General features: G+C 62.0%; 15 protein-coding genes. 9 read left to right on the forward strand and 6 right to left on the reverse strand.

Going from position 1 to position 18,481, the window contains the following annotated elements:
• Window positions 1-14: 14 nt before the first annotated feature.
• On the forward strand, window positions 15-3,416 hold the full coding sequence (locus tag C5J26_RS08810) for an AsmA-like C-terminal domain-containing protein (RefSeq protein ID WP_105401378.1): 3,402 nt from the start codon (window positions 15-17) through the stop codon (window positions 3,414-3,416).
• Between the two features lie 50 nt (window positions 3,417-3,466).
• Here C5J26_RS08810 and tyrS read toward each other — a convergent pair whose 3' ends face one another.
• A complete protein-coding gene (gene tyrS / locus C5J26_RS08815; RefSeq protein WP_105401379.1) occupies window positions 3,467-4,720 on the reverse strand; it encodes a tyrosine--tRNA ligase in 1,254 nt (417 codons plus the stop codon).
• 267 nt (window positions 4,721-4,987) lie between these two features.
• Here tyrS and C5J26_RS08820 point away from each other — a divergent pair, with 267 nt between their 5' ends.
• Window positions 4,988-6,175, forward strand: coding sequence for a diguanylate cyclase (locus tag C5J26_RS08820; RefSeq protein WP_105401380.1), 1,188 nt, complete (start codon window positions 4,988-4,990; stop codon window positions 6,173-6,175).
• 57 nt (window positions 6,176-6,232) lie between these two features.
• Here the strand turns inward: C5J26_RS08820 and C5J26_RS08825 are convergent, their stop codons facing one another.
• The gene (locus C5J26_RS08825) at window positions 6,233-6,910 is read right to left on the reverse strand and encodes an alpha/beta hydrolase (protein WP_105401381.1); all 678 of its coding nucleotides are present in this window, start codon (window positions 6,908-6,910) and stop codon (window positions 6,233-6,235) included.
• Window positions 6,911-7,152: 242 nt separating this feature from the next.
• Between C5J26_RS08825 and C5J26_RS08830 the strand changes: the two genes are divergently transcribed.
• From C5J26_RS08830 to sufA, 7 genes are all read left to right on the forward strand, one after another.
• Entirely contained in the window at window positions 7,153-8,319 is a 1,167-nt protein-coding gene (locus C5J26_RS08830) for a cysteine desulfurase family protein (protein ID WP_105401382.1), read from the forward strand.
• Between the two features lie 147 nt (window positions 8,320-8,466).
• Window positions 8,467-9,936, forward strand: a complete 1,470-nt coding sequence (sufB, locus tag C5J26_RS08835) for a Fe-S cluster assembly protein SufB (protein WP_105401464.1) — start codon at window positions 8,467-8,469, stop codon at window positions 9,934-9,936.
• A 63-nt stretch (window positions 9,937-9,999) separates the two neighbouring features.
• Entirely contained in the window at window positions 10,000-10,755 is a 756-nt protein-coding gene (gene sufC / locus C5J26_RS08840; protein ID WP_046667105.1) for a Fe-S cluster assembly ATPase SufC, read from the forward strand.
• Between the two features lie 25 nt (window positions 10,756-10,780).
• Window positions 10,781-12,055, forward strand: coding sequence for a Fe-S cluster assembly protein SufD (sufD, locus tag C5J26_RS08845; protein WP_105401383.1), 1,275 nt, complete (start codon window positions 10,781-10,783; stop codon window positions 12,053-12,055).
• Window positions 12,056-12,068: 13 nt separating this feature from the next.
• Window positions 12,069-13,310 carry a cysteine desulfurase gene (locus C5J26_RS08850; RefSeq protein ID WP_105401384.1) on the forward strand — a complete coding sequence of 414 codons (1,242 nt, stop codon included), beginning with the start codon at window positions 12,069-12,071 and terminating at the stop codon, window positions 13,308-13,310.
• Between the two features lie 11 nt (window positions 13,311-13,321).
• Window positions 13,322-13,702, forward strand: a complete 381-nt coding sequence (locus tag C5J26_RS08855) for an SUF system Fe-S cluster assembly protein (RefSeq protein ID WP_038586774.1) — start codon at window positions 13,322-13,324, stop codon at window positions 13,700-13,702.
• A 77-nt stretch (window positions 13,703-13,779) separates the two neighbouring features.
• Entirely contained in the window at window positions 13,780-14,169 is a 390-nt protein-coding gene (gene sufA, locus C5J26_RS08860) for a Fe-S cluster assembly scaffold SufA (protein WP_038542936.1), read from the forward strand.
• Between the two features lie 6 nt (window positions 14,170-14,175).
• On the opposite strand, the gene C5J26_RS08865 is transcribed toward sufA, so the two are convergent.
• The 4 genes from C5J26_RS08865 to C5J26_RS08880 form a co-directional block, all read right to left on the reverse strand.
• On the reverse strand, window positions 14,176-14,799 hold the full coding sequence (locus C5J26_RS08865) for a GntR family transcriptional regulator (RefSeq protein ID WP_105401385.1): 624 nt from the start codon (window positions 14,797-14,799) through the stop codon (window positions 14,176-14,178).
• Window positions 14,800-14,922: 123 nt separating this feature from the next.
• The gene (locus C5J26_RS08870) at window positions 14,923-16,128 is read right to left on the reverse strand and encodes an ABC transporter permease (RefSeq protein WP_105401386.1); all 1,206 of its coding nucleotides are present in this window, start codon (window positions 16,126-16,128) and stop codon (window positions 14,923-14,925) included.
• On the reverse strand, window positions 16,118-16,834 hold the full coding sequence (locus C5J26_RS08875; protein WP_105401387.1) for an ABC transporter ATP-binding protein: 717 nt from the start codon (window positions 16,832-16,834) through the stop codon (window positions 16,118-16,120). Before C5J26_RS08875 ends, C5J26_RS08870 begins: the two co-directional genes overlap by 11 nt.
• 11 nt (window positions 16,835-16,845) lie before the next feature.
• Window positions 16,846-18,132, reverse strand: a complete 1,287-nt coding sequence (locus tag C5J26_RS08880; protein ID WP_371681901.1) for an efflux RND transporter periplasmic adaptor subunit — start codon at window positions 18,130-18,132, stop codon at window positions 16,846-16,848.
• Window positions 18,133-18,481: the final 349 nt, after the last annotated feature.

Below are 18,481 nucleotides of genomic sequence, written 5' to 3' on the forward strand. Positions count from 1 at the left end.
GAGTCCTCAGCCTGATGTCGGAAATTCGCGGAGAAAGGGTCAGTTTCAGCCGGAAAGAACTCGTTCCGCTGCATGAATTGCCTTCCGCACAGGTCGAGGATCCGATCATCGTGCACTGCCCGCTGCCAAGCCGGCGGGGCAGGCGATTCGGCAAGACTGTGCTGCTTTTCCTCCTGCTGGTGTTTCTCGCGATCGGCAGCGCCGTTTTCGCGATCGAGGGCGGCATGGTCGACAGCACACTTTCGTCGCGCGCCCAGAGCGCCATCAACAACGCCATCGGTCCGCGTTACGTGGCCACAGTCGGCTCGACCGCCATCCGATTCGATTCGAGGTTGCGCCTTGCGCTGGAGGCACGCGACGTCGATATCGTCGAACAGGCGACCGGCCAACATCTGAGCCGCGCGGGCGCCATGCGCATGGCGGTCGATCCGCTGGCGCTTCTCGGCGGCCGGGTGTCGATCAAGCATATGGAGGCGGAACATATCCGTCTCGACACCGCGCAGTTGCCCTCCGGTGATCCGTTGCCGATCTCGGAAGTCCGCATCGACGCCATGCCGGCGCTGCTGGAAGAGATTTTCCAGCGTCTCGACGAAGCCCGCGCGCTCATCGAGCGAACCGGGACGGGCTCCGTCAGCATCGCCGGTATCGAAATCCTGCTGCCGGCAGCACCCGGACGCAAGCCGATCGCGCTGGTCGTCGACGATCTCGAGCTGACGCGCAGCGCCGAAGGAGAGGTCGAGATCAACGGTGCGATCAGCCTCAACGGTCGCAAGGCGGTTCTCGTGGCAGCCTCGAAGACCGTCGAGGGGGTCACCTCGTCACTCTCGGCCAAACTGACGGGCCTCGAGGTGACATCTTTCATGTTGCAGCGAACCGAGGATGGCCGGCCGCGCGAGGGGATCGAGGGCTCCCTCGATCTCGATCTTTCGGCGGTTCGCTCACGCGAGGCCGTAAAGCCGGCTATCACCGCGACCCTTCGCCAGTCGCCCGGCCACTTCTATTTCGACGGCATCCAACAGACCTTGAGCGGCGCCAATATCAACGTCGCCTACGACTTTTCGAAGAATTCTATCGAGCTGCTGAAATCCGATGCCCGTTTTGGCCCGACCATCCTGCCGTTCACGGGCGCCATGATCGATCTCGACAGGCTCAACCCGGACGACAAGCGTCCCGGTTTCGGCCTCGACGTTCTGATTAGCGGGGCGACGGCCGTCGGCGCCACGACAAGCGAGCAGCCTGCGCGCTTCGATCTCAAGGCGAACGGGCGTTACCTGTGGGCGGATCGCGAGCTTCAGTTCGATGAAATGGCGGTTTCCAGCCCCCTTGGCCGCATGGCCGGCTCCCTGAAGGTACGGTTCGGCAACCAGTCTCCAGAGATCAGTTTCGGGGCGCAGCTGCCGCATATGGAAGTGACCGGGGTCAAACAGCTCTGGCCGTTCTGGATGGCGCGGAAACCGCGCGACTGGGTGATGGACAATATGTTCGGCGGCACCATTACCAACGGTTCGATCGCCGTCTTCATTCCGGCCGGCCGGATGAAGGGGCCTGGCATTCCGATGGAGCTCGACAAGAACGAGCTGCAGATCGGCTTTGATCTCGCCAATGCCCGGATCAACCTGCCAGGCGACGTGCCCCCGCTGCGCGATATCGACGGCCGCTTTGATTTGAAGGGCGAGGTGATGCAGGTCGATGTCGCGCGCGCCTCCTCCTTCTTCCCGTCCGGTCGTTTCGTCGCCGTCGAAGGCGGCCGGTTCTCGATCCCGTCCACCTATGCCAAGCCTTTGATGGCCGACCTTTCGCTCAAGATTGCCGGACCTGCCGACGCGATGACCGAGCTTGCGAATTTCCGGCCGATCAACGCGTTGAAGGGGACCGAATTCAAGCCGGAGGATTTTACCGGCCATGCGCGCGTCGATCTCAAGGCCCACATGGGGTTGATCCTGGCGCACAACCCGCCGAAGCCCACCTGGAACGCCCATGTCGCTCTCGAAGGCGTCGATCTCGGCCCGCAATTTTCAGGTCGCAAGATCGGCGATCTGGATGGCATGCTCGACATCGACAACCTGACGGCACGGCTCAGCGCCAAAGGAAAGATCGATGATGTGCCGGCCGATATCACGCTGGTCGAACCCGTCGGTCCGGGCTCTCCGACGAAGCGCGAGCGGATCATCAAGACCGTTCTCAACAACGATCAGCGAGAAAAACTCGCTCCCGGCCTTTCCGATGTCATTGATGGGACGGTGACGGCTCAGCTGACGCGGATCGACGAAAACCGTCAGACAGTCTCGCTCGATCTCAGCCGGGCGACGCTTTCCATCCCGTGGCTCGGCTGGACCAAGGGCGGCGGCATTCCAGCAAAGGCGCAGTTCGAGCTGTCTGACACCGGAGGGCGTTCCGATATCCGCAACTTCGAACTCTCCGGCGACGGTTTTGGCGCACGCGGCAGCTTCGTGCTCAATGGCGGGAGCCTGACGTCGGCGGACTTCTCGCATATGCAGCTCTCGCCGTCCGACAATTATGCGGTGAGCGTCAAACGCGCCAAGGGTAATTTCGACGTCTCGATCAGCGGCTCCGTCGTCGATATGCGACCTGTCGTCACCAAGATCCGCGGAGGCGGAAAGAGCGGCAGCGGCGCCAAGCGCGGTGACGACGATACGAGCAACGCCACCGTGCGCGGCAAGCTCGACCGCATGATCGGCTTCAACGACCAGACCCTCTCGAACGTGTCGTTCCTGTTTTCAAGCCGCGGCGGCAATATCTCGACGGCCGATTTTTCCGGCTCGACGGAAAGCGGTCAGGCGGTCGTCAGCGAGATGAATGCAGGCGACACGATCTCGATCACCAGCGGCGATGCGGGCGCTATCATCCGCTTCATGAACCTCTACGACAACATGCGCGGCGGGCTCCTGAACCTGCGCCTGAAGGCGCAGGGCGATGCCTGGACCGGTGCGATCGACCTGCGCAATTTCGCGCTGGTCAACGAAACCAAGCTCCAGTCTCTCGTGGCGACGCCGGATCAGGAAGGCCGCAGCCTGAATACGGCCACGAAAAAGAACATCGATGTCAATTCGGCAAAATTCCAGCGCGGTTTTGCAAGCCTGCTTTATCGCAATGGCTCGTTCGCCATAGAAAACGGCGTGGTGCGCGGCGAGCAGATCGGTGCGACCTTCCAGGGCCTGGTGCGCGATTCCAAGGGCAATATGGAGATGACCGGGACATTCATGCCGGCTTACGGCCTGAACCGACTTTTCGGCGAGCTGCCGCTGATCGGCGCCATTCTCGGCAATGGCCGCGACCGCGGCCTGCTCGGCATCACCTTCAAGCTCGAAGGCCCGTTCGAAAAGCCGAGGCTGACCGTCAACCCGCTGTCGCTGATCGCGCCCGGCATTTTCCGCCAGATCTTTGAATTCCAATAAAAAGGGCCGCGAAAGCGGCCCGTTTCAATTCATTGCCGAGGAGAGCGGTTTCAGGCCGGGCGCACCAGGATGTGCTTCTTCTTGCCGAGCGAGAGCTTGATGATGCCGTCGCCGGTGATCTCGCCCGTGCCGATGGTCATGCGTTCGTCGCTGACGGCCTGGTCGTTGATGCGCACCGCGCCGCCCTGGACGTGACGGCGCGCTTCACCGTTCGAACCGGCAAGACCGGCGCGCACGATCAGCGACAGGAGGCCGATCCCCGCTTCGAGATCGGCGGTGGGAACCTCGACCGACGGCAGGTTTTCGGAAAGCCCGCCTTCCTCGAACGTCTTGCGGGCGGTCTCTGCCGCTTCTTCCGCCGCTGGGCGACCGTGCAGGATGGCCGTGATCTCGGTTGCGAGGATCTTCTTGACCTCATTGATCTCCGAGCCGCCGAGCGCTGAAAGTCGCGCGATCTCGTCCATCGGCAGCGTCGTGTAAAGCTTCAGGAAGCGCGGGACGTCGGCATCCTCGGTGTTGCGCCAGTACTGCCAGAAATCATAGGCCGACAGCATATCCGGGTTGAGCCAGATGGCGCCAGTCGCCGACTTGCCCATCTTGGCGCCGGAAGACGTGGTCAGGAGCGGCGAAGTCAGCGCGAAAAGCTGCTGCGTCCCCATGCGGTGACCGAGGTCGATACCGTTGACGATATTGCCCCACTGGTCAGAGCCGCCCATCTGCAGTCGGCAGCCGGTCCGCTTGGCCAGTTCCACGAAGTCATAGGCCTGGAGGATCATGTAGTTGAATTCCAGGAAGGACAGCGACTGCTCGCGATCGAGGCGCGTCTTGACACTTTCGAACGACAGCATCCGGTTAACCGAGAAGTGCCGGCCGACGTCGCGCAGGAATTCCAGGTAGTTGAGGCTGCGCAGCCAGTCCGCATTGTTGATCATCAGCCCATCCTTCGGACCTTCGCCATAGGCGAGATAGTTCGAGAAGACGCGCTTGATCGAAGCAATATTGCCTTCGATCGTGTCAATGGTCATCAGCTGGCGGGCTTCGTCCTTGAACGAGGGGTCGCCGACCATGCCGGTGCCGCCGCCCATCAGCGAGATCGGCCGGTGGCCGGTCTTCTGCATCCAGTGCAGCATCATGATCTGGATCAGGCTGCCGGCGTGCAGGCTCGGCGCCGTGGGGTCGAAGCCGATATAGCCGGTGACGATTTCCTTGGAAAACAGTTCGTCGAGCCCGGTCTCGTCGGAGACCTGGTGGATGAAACCGCGCTCGTCGAGCGTGTGGAGGAAATCGGACTTGAACCTGGACATGATCTAACTCTGGCAGGGTGGGGTTTTGGGATATGTGGCCGCGCCTCTAGCACTGTTTTTGCCGGTAATCACTTCAAAAGTGATGTTGGGTGTGATCAGCGGGACGAATGGGCGGCGGCCAGCAAGGGACCATGCAGTTCCCGAGACGCAATAGTGAGTGCAAGAAGGACAGGTTATGCATTAACGGTTTCTTGTTTCATAGGCTTTTAACATCCGGCCCGGACACGGTAACCGGGTGGTGTGCAGGTCTCCTGCACTGATGGGCTGATGAACGGGGCTGCCTTTTTCCTCGCGGTGAATTTTATCATCGCCATATGCTTCGGCGCGGTTTTCGTTGTGGTTTCCACGCGCAGCCGCTCGCGGACGGCTGCGCTCTGGTTTGCCGCCGCTTTTACCGTCGCCTCGCTCTCGTCAGTCTGCGAATTGCTGGTCGCCTATGCGTATCTCACGAAATTCTGGGCAATCTGCGCCTTCGCATCGGTGCTCGCCGGCATGACCTTGCTCAGGATCGGTATCGGCACTCTCTACGGCGGGAAGATCGCGCCCGTCTGGGCGGGCTGTTTCCTGGCGGCGGGCATCTGCCTCGACCTGCTGATCTACGACCTGCCGCGCGGAACGGCCGCACATGCCTTTTCCTACCAGACACCGTTTGCATTGGCGCTCCTTTCGAGTGCGGCGGCCATTTTTTCATCGACCCGCCGGCTGGCGATCGATCGGGCGCTTGGTTATCTGCTGCTGGCGACCGGCCTGCATTTCTTCGCCAAGGCGAGCCTTGCGGTGATTGCGGGGGCGGGCACGACCGCCAAGGATTATATCGGCACCAATTACGCGCTGATCTCGCAAAGCTCGACGGCGGTGCTGATGGTCGCGGTCGGATTGACGCTGCTGTCGGTTCTGGTCCTGGAGATCATGGCGCACGAGCGCAGCAATTCGGAAAAGGATGCGCTTTCAGGTCTCGCCAATCGCCGCGGCTTCGAGAATGGCGTCAAGGCCGCGATGGCGCTGGCGCCGAAGGCCGCGCACGCGGTCATTATCTGCGATCTCGATCATTTCAAGCGCATCAACGACACCTATGGCCACCACGTCGGCGACCTTGTGATCCAGGCCTTCGGCGATCTGTTGCAGACAAGTGCTGCCAAGAATGCGGTGGTCGGCCGTATCGGCGGCGAAGAATTCGCGATCTTCCTCCCGAGCACGACGCTCGACATGGCGACACTGTCTGCGCAGGCGCTCAGGGGCGGGACGATGGAGATGGCTGTAAGCGGGCTTGCGCCCTCCTTCGCGGTAACCGCGAGTTTCGGCGTGGCGGAGCTTGCGCCGGGTGGCGATCTTGCAGGGGCGATGCGGGACGCCGATGCCGCTCTCTACGAAGCCAAGCGCTCCGGCCGCAACCGCGTCAGGCAGGCGCCGCACATCGGCTCTCCGCAGCCGAAATCGATCAAAGCCGTCAAATGAAAATGGCCGCCGAGGCGGCCATTCCGGTAGTTTTTTACCAACAGTTCTGGAAAACGATCAGCGAATACGCTTGGCCGCCGGTTCCGGCACCAGTTCGCCGTTGAGGCGACGGTCGAGATAATCCTCGCATTCGGCCATCAGCGTGTCCACCTGAGCGTTGAAGAAGTGATTGGCGCCCTCGACCATCCGATGGGTGATCAGGATGCCCTTCTGCGTCTTCAGTTTTTCCACGAGCCCGTTGACGTCCTTTTCGGGCGCCACCTTGTCGCTGTCGCCGTTGATGATCAGGCCGGACGACGGGCAGGGGGCGAGGAACGAGAAGTCGTAGATGTTAGGCTGCGGCGCGATCGACATGAAGCCCTCGATCTCCGGCCGGCGCATCAGGAGCTGCATGCCGATCCAGGCGCCGAAGGAATAACCGGCGACCCAACAGCTCTTCGAATCCGGATGCAGGCTCTGCACCCAGTCGAGCGCGGAGGCCGCATCCGAAAGTTCGCCGGCGCCATGGTCGAATTCGCCCTGACTGCGCCCGATACCGCGGAAATTGAACCGCAGCGTGGTAAAACCGCGCTTCTGGAACATGTAAAAGAGCTGGTAGACGATCTGGTTGTTCATCGTGCCGCCAAACTGCGGATGCGGGTGCAGGATGATGGCGATCGGGGCGCTCTTTTCCCTGGATGGCTGGTAACGACCTTCAAGGCGGCCGGCTGGGCCGTTGAAAATGACTTCGGGCATCGGTACTCCGGTCAATATGTTCAGGTTCTAGACGAGTATCACGTCGAGTTGGACTTGACGAAGCCGCTCAGCTTTTCTAAAACTCAGTTTAGAACCATTCGAAACTTTGGGCTGCATGCTGGATGCGCGCCCGATGCGATGTCTCTTACGGCAAGGCCGACGGAAATTTCAAGAAAAATGCGGGTCCCCGTCCGCCCCATCTGTAATTCAACATCTATCTAGAAACGGAAGCCGATCAGGCAATGGCGCTGAACCGCACATATCTGGACTGGAACGCGACGGCGCCCTTGAGCGCGCCGGCCCGCGCCGCCATGCTGGATGCGCTGCAGTTGCCGGGAAATGCCTCGTCGGTTCACGGCGAGGGCAGGGCGGCACGCGCCGCAATTGACAAGGCGCGCCGGCAGGTGGCGGCGCTGGTCAGTGCAGAGCCTGCGCATGTGACGTTCGTCAGCGGCGCGACGGAAGCGGCCAATCACGTCCTGACCCCGGATTTCCGCATGGGCCGGGCGCCTTTGGCGATGGGCCGCGTCTATGTCTCTGCGATCGAGCATCCGGCGATCCGCGAAGGCGGTCGCTTTGATCCGGCCCAGGTGACCGAAGTGCCGGTGACGCCGGCGGGTATCGTCGATCTTTCCGCACTTGAGGCGCTGCTGGCCGAACACGACGGCAGCACCGGCATGCCGATGGTCGCCGTGATGCTGGTGAACAACGAGACTGGCATCATCCAGCCCGTGCGGGAAGCGGCGGCGATCACCCATGCCCATGGCGGCCTGATGGTGGTGGACGCCGTGCAGGCGGTCGGCCGCATTCCGGTGGACATCAATGCGTTGGATGCGGATTTCCTGATCCTGTCGTCGCACAAGATCGGCGGTCCGAAGGGCGTCGGCGCGCTCGTCTCGCGCGGCGAAGTGCTGATGCCGAAACCGCTGATCCGCGGCGGCGGCCAGGAAAAGGGCCATCGCTCCGGCACCGAGAATTTCCATGCCATCGTCGGGTTCGGCGCGGCTGCCCAGGCAATGCGCGAAAACCTTCATGACCGCAATGGCGCGATCGAAGAGTTGCGCAACCGGCTGGAAGCGGGAATGCGCAAGGCGGCGCCCGATGCGATCATCCATGGCGAGGGAGTTCTGCGCGTAGCGAATACCTGCTTTTTCACTTTGCCGGGGCTGAAGTCGGAGACCGGCCAGATCGCTTTCGATCTCGAAGGCATAGCTCTGTCCGCCGGCTCCGCCTGCTCGGCCGGAAAGGTTGGCGAAAGCCATGTTTTGACGGCGATGGGGCATGATCCGAAGCTCGGTGCTCTGCGGATTTCGCTCAGCGCCGACACGACGGAAGATGATATCGCGCGGGCGCTGGCCGCCTTCGCAAAGATTGCCGGCCGGCGAAAACCGGCGGGCGAGGCGGCGTGACCGCTTTCAAAATTGCGCATGCGCAAATTTCCGCTTGCCAAAAGGTGTGAAAACCGCCTTCTGGCGCCTACATAAGGGAGGCAATTGTCCCCCGGATTGATGACAAGAATTGCCGGAATTTGAACCGGCAAGAATTGGAGTATGAACATGGCTGCCGTGCAGGAAACAATCGATCAGGTTCGCCTAATCGATGTGGACCAGTACAAATACGGTTTTGAAACCGTCATCGAAGTGGACAAGGCGCCAAAGGGTCTTTCGGAAGATATCATCCGTTTCATCTCGGCCAAGAAGCAGGAGCCGGAATGGATGCTGGAATGGCGTCTCGACGCCTATCGTCGCTGGCTGACCATGGAAGAGCCCACCTGGGCACGCGTCGAATATCCGAAGATCGACTTCAACGACCTCTACTATTATGCCGCGCCGAAAAGCAGCGCCGGCCCGAAGTCGCTCGAAGAAGTCGATCCGGAACTGTTGAGGGTCTACGAGAAGCTCGGGATTCCGCTGCGCGAACAGGAGATTCTGGCTGGCGTCGAGACGCCCCGGGTCGCCGTCGATGCCGTCTTCGACTCCGTCTCGGTCGTGACCACCTTCAAGAAGGAACTGCAGAAGGCCGGCGTGATCTTCATGTCGATCTCCGAGGCAATCCGCGAACATCCTGAGCTGATCAAGAAATACCTGGGTTCGGTCGTTCCGACCTCGGACAATTTCTATGCGACGCTGAACGCTGCCGTGTTCACCGACGGTTCCTTCGTGTTCGTGCCGAAGGGCGTGCGGTGCCCGATGGAGCTGTCCACCTATTTCCGCATCAACGAAAAGAACACCGGCCAGTTCGAGCGCACGCTGATCATCGCCGAGGAAGGCGCTTACGTTTCCTACCTCGAAGGCTGCACGGCTCCCCAGCGTGACGAGAACCAGCTCCACGCCGCCGTGGTCGAACTGATCGCCCTCGACGACGCAGAGATCAAGTATTCGACGGTGCAGAACTGGTATCCGGGCGATGCCCAGGGCAAGGGCGGCATCTACAACTTCGTCACCAAGCGTGGCGATTGCCGCGGCGCCCGTTCGAAGATTTCGTGGACGCAGGTGGAGACCGGTTCGGCGATCACCTGGAAATATCCGAGCTGCATTCTTCGCGGCGACGATAGCCGCGGCGAGTTCTATTCGATCGCCGTTTCCAACGGTTATCAGCAGATCGACAGCGGCACCAAGATGATCCATCTCGGCAAGAACACGTCGAGCCGCATCATCTCCAAGGGCATTTCCGCCGGCAATTCGAACAATACCTATCGTGGCCAGGTGTCGATCAACCGCCGGGCTTCCAATGCCCGCAACTTCACCAATTGCGATTCGCTCCTGATCGGTGACCAGTGCGGTGCTCATACCGTGCCCTATATCGACGTGAAGAACGCATCGGCACAGATCGAGCACGAAGCGACGACCTCGAAGATTTCCGAGGACCAGAAGTTCTACGTCATGCAGCGCGGCATTCCCGAAGAGGAAGCCATCGCCCTGATCGTCAACGGCTTCGTCAAGGACGTCATCCAGCAGTTGCCGATGGAATTCGCCGTCGAGGCCCAGAAGCTGATCGGCATCTCGCTCGAGGGCTCTGTGGGCTGATGGCCCGCTGTCCGAATATCGCGCATTGACGCGTCACCGAATAAATCCGGAAGGATAAGAAACATGCTTGAGATCAAGAACCTGCACGCCCGCATCGCCGAAGACGGCACCGAGATCATCCGCGGCCTGAACCTCACCGTGAAGGCCGGCGAAATTGCCGCCATCATGGGCCCGAATGGCTCCGGCAAGTCGACGCTCTCCTACATCCTGTCGGGCCGCCAGGATTACGAAGTCACCGAGGGCGACATCCTCTATAACGGCGAGAGCATCCTGGAACTCGACCCGGCCGAGCGCGCCTCCAAGGGCATCTTCCTCGCCTTCCAGTACCCGCTCGAAATTCCGGGCGTCGCCACCATGCAGTTCCTGAAGGTGGCGATGAACGAGCAGCGCAAGGCGCGCGGCGAAGCGGAACTGACGACGCCGGACTTCATCCGCCGCGTCAAGGACGCCGCCGACAAGCTGAAGATCGACCAGGCCATGCTGCGCCGCCCGCTGAACGTCGGTTTCTCCGGCGGCGAAAAGAAGCGCGCCGAGATCCTCCAGATGGCGCTGCTCGAGCCGAAGCTTTGCATCCTCGACGAGACCGACAGCGGCCTCGACATCGACGCGCTGAAGATCGTCGCCGACGGCGTCAACGCGCTGAAGTCGCCGGACCGTGCTACCATCGTCATCACCCATTACCAGCGCCTGCTCGACTACATCGTGCCGGACACGGTTCATGTGCTCTACAAGGGCCAGATCATCCGCTCCGGCGACAAGGCGCTTGCGCTTGAACTGGAAGAGAACGGCTATGCCGATATCATCGGAGAAGCGGCTTAAGCGGCCCGAAGGGAAGGATGTTGTCATGAACATGCAGACGACAAGCCGCCTCACGGCTGCGGAAACCGCGCTGGTCGAAGCCTTCGGCGCGCAGATCGGCGAACTGCCGGGCAATGGCGCCGTGATCGGCACGCGGGACCGGCTTCTGGACGATCTCAAGAAGGCCGGCCTGCCGACCCGCCGCATCGAGGCCTGGCATTATACCGACCTCAAGAACCTGCTGCGCATCCTGCCGGACGCCGCGACCGTTTCGGCAATCGATCCGGCTGCGCCTCTGGTCGAGGGCTCGAAGGTCCTTTCGATCCTGCAGGGTACTGCCGATGCGAAAGCCGCCGTTGACGGTGTCGAGATCGCGCTCTTCAGGGACAGGCTCGCTGACGGCTCGGCCGCGGCCGGCCTGACGGCGCTCGACAAGGACGACGCGATCGGACGCATCAACGGCAGCTTCGTGCGCGATGGTTATGCGATCGCCGTTCCGGCCAATACGGAATTGGACGCGCCGATCGAACTGCAGGCCCTGCACGGCGCCGGCCAGGTCCATACGCGCTTCCCGGTCTCGTTCGGCGCCGCCTCCAAGGCGACGATCATCGAGCGTCACCGGTCGGTGGCTGAAGGTTCGGCGCTGGTGTCCTCGATCAGTGACATCGCGCTGGAGGACGGCGCTGACATCACCTGGATCATCCTGCAGCAGCAGGCTGCAGAGGACACCCATCTCGGCCAGATCCGCGTAAAGCTCGGCACCGATGCCAAGCTGCGCCTTTTCGTCATCAATGCCGGCGGAAAGCTGGTGCGCCAGGAACTGCGCATCGACGTGGCCGGCGAGGGTGCCGAACTGACGCTGCGCGGCGTCAACCTGCTTGGCGGCGAAAGCCACACCGACGTCACGCTGGTTCTCGGCCACAACGTGCCGAACACCAACTCGACGGAAATCATCCGCAACGTCGTGTTCGACCGCGCCAATGGCGTTTTCCAGGGCATGATCCGGGTCGCTCCGGATGCCCAGAAGACAGACGCCAAGATGTCCTGCAACACGCTTCTGTTGACCGACGATGGCGGGTTCTCGGCCAAGCCCGAGCTCGAAATCTTCGCCGACGACGTGGTCTGCGGCCATGGCGCGACGGTTGCCGATATCGAGAGCAGCCATCTCTTCTACCTGATGGCGCGCGGCGTTCCGGAAAACAAGGCGCGGGCCATGCTGGTCAACGCCTTCGTTGCCGAGATCGTCGAGGAACTCGAGGAAGAAAAGCTGGTCGAGGCGCTGGAAGGCGTCATCTCGGCCTGGCTTGAAAAACACGCCTGAGAAGGGGCCTGATATGGACCAGAATGCACCCTCGACGACCTACGATGTGGAAGCGATCCGCCGGGATTTTCCGATCCTGTCGACGATGGTGCACGGCAAGCCGCTGGTCTATCTCGACAACGGCGCCTCTGCCCAGAAGCCGCAGGTGGTGATCGACGCGATCAGCCACGCCTATTCCAGCGAATATGCGAACGTCCATCGCGGCCTGCATTTCCTCTCGAATGCCGCGACCGAAGCCTATGAGGCGTCGCGCGAAAAGGTGCGCCGGTTCCTGAATGCCGGTTCGGTGGACGAGATCGTCTTCACCAAGAATTCGACCGAGGCGATCAACACGGTCGCCTACGGCTGGGGCATGCCGAATATCGGTGCCGACGACGAGATCGTCGTGACGATCATGGAGCACCATTCCAATATCGTGCCCTGGCATTTCATCCGCGAGCGGCAGGGCGCCAAGCTCGTCTGGGTGCCGGTCGACGACGAGGGTGCCTTCCATATCGAGGATTTCGAAAAGTCTCTCACCGAAAAGACCAAGCTGGTCGCCATCACCCATATGTCGAACGCGCTCGGCACCGTGGTTCCGGTCAAGGAAGTCTGCCGCATCGCCCATGAGCGCGGCATCCCGGTCCTGATCGACGGCAGCCAGGGCGCCGTGCACATGCCGGTCGATGTCCGCGACATCGATTGCGACTGGTACGTGATGACCGGGCACAAGCTTTATGGTCCGTCCGGCATCGGCGTGCTGTATGGAAAGTCGGACCGGCTGAGGGAGATGCGGCCGTTCCAGGGCGGCGGCGAGATGATCGTCGACGTCACCGAGGATATCGTCACCTACAACGATCCGCCGCATCGTTTCGAGGCGGGTACGCCGCCGATCGTCCAGGCGATCGGGCTCGGTTATGCGCTCGACTACATGGACAAGATCGGCCGCGCCGCGATCGCCCGTCATGAAGCGGATCTTGCCGCTTACGCGGCGGAACGCCTGCGCGCCATTAACTCGCTGCGGATCATCGGCAATGCGCCGGGCAAGGGCGGCATTTTCTCCTTCGAGCTTGCGGGCATCCATGCCCATGACGTCTCGATGGTGATCGACCGCAAGGGCGTGGCGGTCCGCGCCGGCACCCATTGCGCCATGCCGCTCTTGAAGCGCTTCGGCGTCACCTCCACATGCAGGGCATCGTTCGGCATGTATAATACCCGTGCCGAAGTGGATGCGCTGGCCGATGCGCTCGACTACGCGCGAAATTTCTTTGCTTGAGGACTATTGCCATGGCCGCCGATGAAACGGAATTGAAGTGGGACGCCCGCGAAGGACTGATCCAATCCGCTATTCCGGCCGATGAGTTGGCGCGACTGAGCGACGACGTGATCGGAGCGCTGAAAACGGTCTATGATCCGGAAATCCCCGCCGACATCTTCGAACTCGGTCTGATCTACAAGATCGATATCGAGGACGACCGCATGGTGAAGATCATGATGACGCTGACTGCGCCAGGCTGCCCGGTCGCCGGCGAAATGCCGGGCTGGGTGGAAAATGCTGTCGGCGCCGTCGAAGGCGTGTCCGGCGTCGAAGTCGAGATGACCTTCGATCCACCGTGGACGCCGGAGCGCATGTCCGAAGAAGCCCAGGTGGCTGTCGGCTGGTATTGATCGATTAATCGGTCGGTACTACATTTGAATCGTGAAACACCGGACCTTGAATCCGTGTGCGGAAGGAGAATGAGCCCATGGGCTTCGCCATTATGACCATGACCGATGCCGCGGCGACGCGCGTCAAGCAGCTCGTCGCCAATTCCGGAACGGAGGCCAAGGGCCTGCGCGTCGGGATCAAGAAGGGCGGCTGCGCCGGCATGGAATACACGGTCGATCTCGTCACCGAGCCCAATGCCAAGGACGACATGATCGAGCACGACGGCGCGAGCGTCTGGATCGAGCCTTCCGCCGTGCTTTATCTTCTCGGCACCCAGATGGATTTCGAAGTGACGCAGATGCGCTCCGGCTTCACCTTCGTCAATCCGAACCAGACGTCCGCCTGCGGCTGCGGCGAATCGGTCGAGCTGAAGCCTGCGGATCTCGCCGCGCTCGCAAAGCAGCGCGAAGCCGAAGTCCACGCCTGATTACCTTCATGAATTCGTCAGATAGGCGAGGAGCGTCTCCATCGCTCTTCGTGCCGCTTCGACGTCGCCCGCCCGGATGGCGCGGATGACGGCGACATGCTGGGTCACCGCCTGATCCAGCCGTTCGATAGAGGCCGTCGAAAACCACCGCCGCCGCGTATGAGTCTGGAGCGGTGCCAGCGCCGAGGTCAGGAACCGGTTGGGGCAGGCCTCCTCCAGAACCTCGTCGAAGCGCTTGTCAGCATCCAGGAAGCCGTGAATGTCACCGGTCGCCGCAGCGGCACCCATTGCCTTGGCGCAGTCGAGGAGGGCGCTGCGTTGCTCATCGCTGGCATGTTCCGCCACCAAGGCTGCTGCAACCGGTTCAAGCTGGCGTCGCACCTGCATGATGCTGTCATGGTCGCTCTCGATGATCTCGGTGACCTGCAGCCCGACGCGCGGGCGCACCCGCATCAATCCCTGCCATTCGAGTTTCTGGATCGCTTCGCGCACCGGTGTGCGGCCTTGGCCCGCAAGGCCGATGAGCTGCTTTTCCGTAACCAGCGCGCCGGGCGGCAGCTTCATGGTCACGATCAGGGCTTCAAGCCGGTGATAGGCCTGTCTGCTGAGCGATTCTGCTTCAGATGCCATGGGGTATCCTCTCTGATATATCAGAAGGTGACATGTCGCATTTGGGATGGCAAGCCGAGTTGATATATCAGTCTGCGGTATACAGTTGGTCGTCACCGCCCCTGGCGGCCAGAGGCGCGATGCTCATTCGTGACGAAGCGCTTCGATCGGATTGAGCTGCGCCGCACGCCGGGCCGGGAAATACCCGAACACCATGCCGATCGCCGCCGAGAAGGCAAAGGCAAGCAGGATGATCGTCGGGCTGGCGACGAAGGGCACGCCGAGGAAGCTGACGACGCCATAGGCAAGCGCAAGGCCGGTAACGATGCCGCTGACGCCGCCGAAGATCGACAGCATCACCGCCTCGACGAGGAACTGGGTCAGCACCTGCCGCTCAAGCGCACCGATCGCGAGGCGAATGCCGATCTCGCGGGTGCGTTCGGTGACCGAAACCAGCATGATGTTCATGATGCCGATGCCGCCGACCAGCAGGCTCACGGCCGCGACAGCGCCGAGCAGACCGGTCAGCAGCACCGTCGTGCCGGTCATCGCCGCGGCGATCTGCGACATGTCGTTGACCGAGAAGTCGTCCTCGCGGCCGATCGCGATCCTGCGCCGTTCGCGCAGCAGGCTTTCGACGTCCGACTGGACCTTTGTGGTCGCCACACCATCCTGCGCCGACAGGATGATGCTGCTGATCGTCGTCGTGCCGCCGATCCGCCGCTGGTGGAGTTTCAAGGGCATGATGACCGTGTCGTCCTGGTCGTCGCCCATGCCGGACTGGCCCTTGACGGCAAGCACGCCGACCACCGGGCAGGCGACATTGCTGACGCGGATATTCTGCCCGACCGGATTGGCCGCGCCAAAGAGTTCCTTGCGCACGGTCTCGCCGATGATGCAGGCAGCCTGGCTGCCACGATCCTCGTTGGCGAGGAATGACCGGCCGAGCGACAGATCCCAGTCCTGGGCGATCAGATAATCGTTGTTGGTGCCGATCACGCTGGATGAATGGTTGGCGCCGCCGGCAATCACGGTCGCCGTGCCGCGGTTGACGGGCGCCACGGCGCGAAGCCCGGCCACCTGTTCCTGGATAGCCAGGACATCCTTGTCGTTGAAGCGCTTGGCCTCGCTGCTGGCACGTCCCGGTCCCCACTGGCCGGGGCGGACGAACAGCGTGTTCGTGCCGAGGCGGGAAAGTTCGGCCTGCACCTTCGCCGTCGTGCCGTTGCCGACCGTCACCATGGCGATGACCGCCGCAACGCCGATGACCACGCCGAGCACGGTGAGGAAGGAACGCAGCATGTTTCGGCTGATCGCACGCCAGGCCAGTTTCGCCGTCTCAAAGAACATGGTCGTGCTCCTTCGCCTGCGCGTGATCCGAGGCGAGATGACCGTCGACGAAGCGCAGGAGCCGCTTGCCATAGGCGGCGATGTCCTCCTCATGGGTGACCATGATCACGGTAATGCCGTTGTCGCGGTTGAGCCGGGTAATCAGCTCCATGATCTCTGCGCTGGTCCTGGTATCGAGATTGCCGGTCGGTTCGTCGGCGAGCAACACGGCGGGATCGGTGACGATGGCGCGCGCGATCGCCACGCGCTGCTGCTGGCCGCCCGACAGTTCCTGCGTCGTATGGCCCTCGCGCCCCTTGAGGCCCACCTGTTCCAGTGCGATCATCGCCCGGCTGCGCCGTTCGCGGTGGTCCATGCCCCGATAGACGAGCGGCAGTTCGACATTTTCGACGGCGGATGTACGGGCGAGAAGGTTGAACCCCTGGAACACGAAGCCGAGCATGTGACGCCGCAGCAGCGTCAGCTGGGCGCGGTCGAAGCCGCCCGTTGGAATACCCTGGAACAGATATTCACCGGATGAAGGCACGTCGAGCCCGCCGATGATGTTCATTGCCGTGGATTTACCTGAGCCGGACGGACCCATGATCGATACGAACTCGCCCGCCGTGATCGACAGGTCGATATGATCGAGCGCACGGATCGTCGCTTCGCCGTGCCCGTAGAACTTCGAGACCTGCCTGAAGGTGATGATGGGAGGGAGCGTCATCAAAACCCTCCTCAGCTCGCGCGGGCGACGGCGTCCGTGATCAGCAGATCGCCTTGCTTGACCTCGCCGGATTTCAGCACCGTGAACTGCCCGTCGGTCGGGCCGGTCTCGACCTGAACCCGTGTCGGCACGCCGGCGCGCAGCACCCAGACGGCACGGCCTGCACTCGAGGCATTGTCGCCACTGCGATTGCCGCGCGGCCGGGGCGGTGCGAAAAGCCGGGTGAGGAAATTGCCGCGGCTGCGCGCCGTCGTCGGCGGCGAGTAGCGCAACGCCGCGTTCGGCACGAGGAGCGCGTCGGTGACCGATTGCACGGTGATGTCCGCAGTTGCCGTCATGCCGGGACGCAGCAGCAGGTCGGCGTTGTCGACCGTCAGGATCGCCTTGTAGGTGACGACGTTGGAGACGGTTTCGGAGGCGAAGCGCACCGCCTGGATGGTGGCCGGAAAGTTGCGATCGGGATAGGCGTCGACCGAGAATTTCGCCGACTGTCCTTCCTGGACGTGACCGACATCCGCCTCGTCGACGGCGACCTGCAGTTCCATGCGCTTCAGGTCGCCGGCGATGGTAAAGAGCACCGGCGCATTGAGCGAGGAGGCGACGGTCGCGCCCGGATCCACGTCGCGGGTCAGCACGATTCCATCGATCGGCGAAACGATCCTGAGCTTCAGAAGATTGAGCTCCGAGAGCCGCAGATTGGCTTCGGCGGAAAGAACCGATGCCTCGTTGACGGCCTTGGTGGCGAGCGCCGAATCATAGGTGAATTTCGCCGCGTCCAGCTCCTGCTGGGTCGAAATGCGGTTGCTGACCAGGCCGGTCAGGCGGTCGAGCGAATTTTTGGCCGAGGCAGCTTCCGCTTCGGCCTTCAGCACGTTGGCCCTTGCTGAAGCCAACTGGGCGCGGGCGCTCTGGACATCCGCCTCCTGCTTGTTGGTGTCGAGTTCGGCGAGCACGTCGCCCTGTTTCACCGCGCTGTTGTAGCTGACATTGACCTTGCGGACAGTGCCGGACAATTCGCTCGATATGTCCACCTGATCGGTCGGCTGGACCGAGCCGGTCGCCGTGACGATGACCGAGAGGCCGCCGCGCTTTGCCGGCTGGGTGGTGTAGTCGTAGCGCGGGCCGCTGCTGCCGAAATAGCTGTAGGCGCCTGCCGCGGCGGCAACGACAACAACAAGGACCGTCGGCCAGACCCAGCGGCGCTTCTTGCGCTGGTTTCCCGAAGTGGCCAGGATCGCGGCGAGATCGGGCGTGCCGCTGGTCTTTGTTGCCGGGTCGGGGCTGTTCTGCACGTTCAACGGTCTGTCCTTTGCTGGGTAGCGATACAACCGGGACTAAATCTCCCGCTGCGCCGTCCTGCGGCGCAAATCCGCCGGAAGCGTGGTCGCCGGAGGGAATTCTTCTGCTCTCTCAATGACATGAAACCGGAGATGATAAAACTTAAATATCGGTAACCTGGGGATCGTAAGAATAATTTCAGTTTCGCCATAGATTTACAGTCTAGTAATAGTAATGGTGCGTAAAAACACGGGTATAATGTCGGTATTATGGTTGGAAAATTCTCTGTGTTGGCTTGGGCATTCGCAGCTATTCTGAAGACCCGCGGCGTCCGCTACGCCGTCGATGATCTTGTGTTTACCCTGGCCA

Origin of the sequence: Neorhizobium sp. T7_12 (assembly GCF_002968535.1) — a bacterium.
In the GTDB taxonomy this organism is placed as follows: Bacteria; Pseudomonadota; Alphaproteobacteria; order Rhizobiales; family Rhizobiaceae; genus Neorhizobium; species Neorhizobium tomejilense.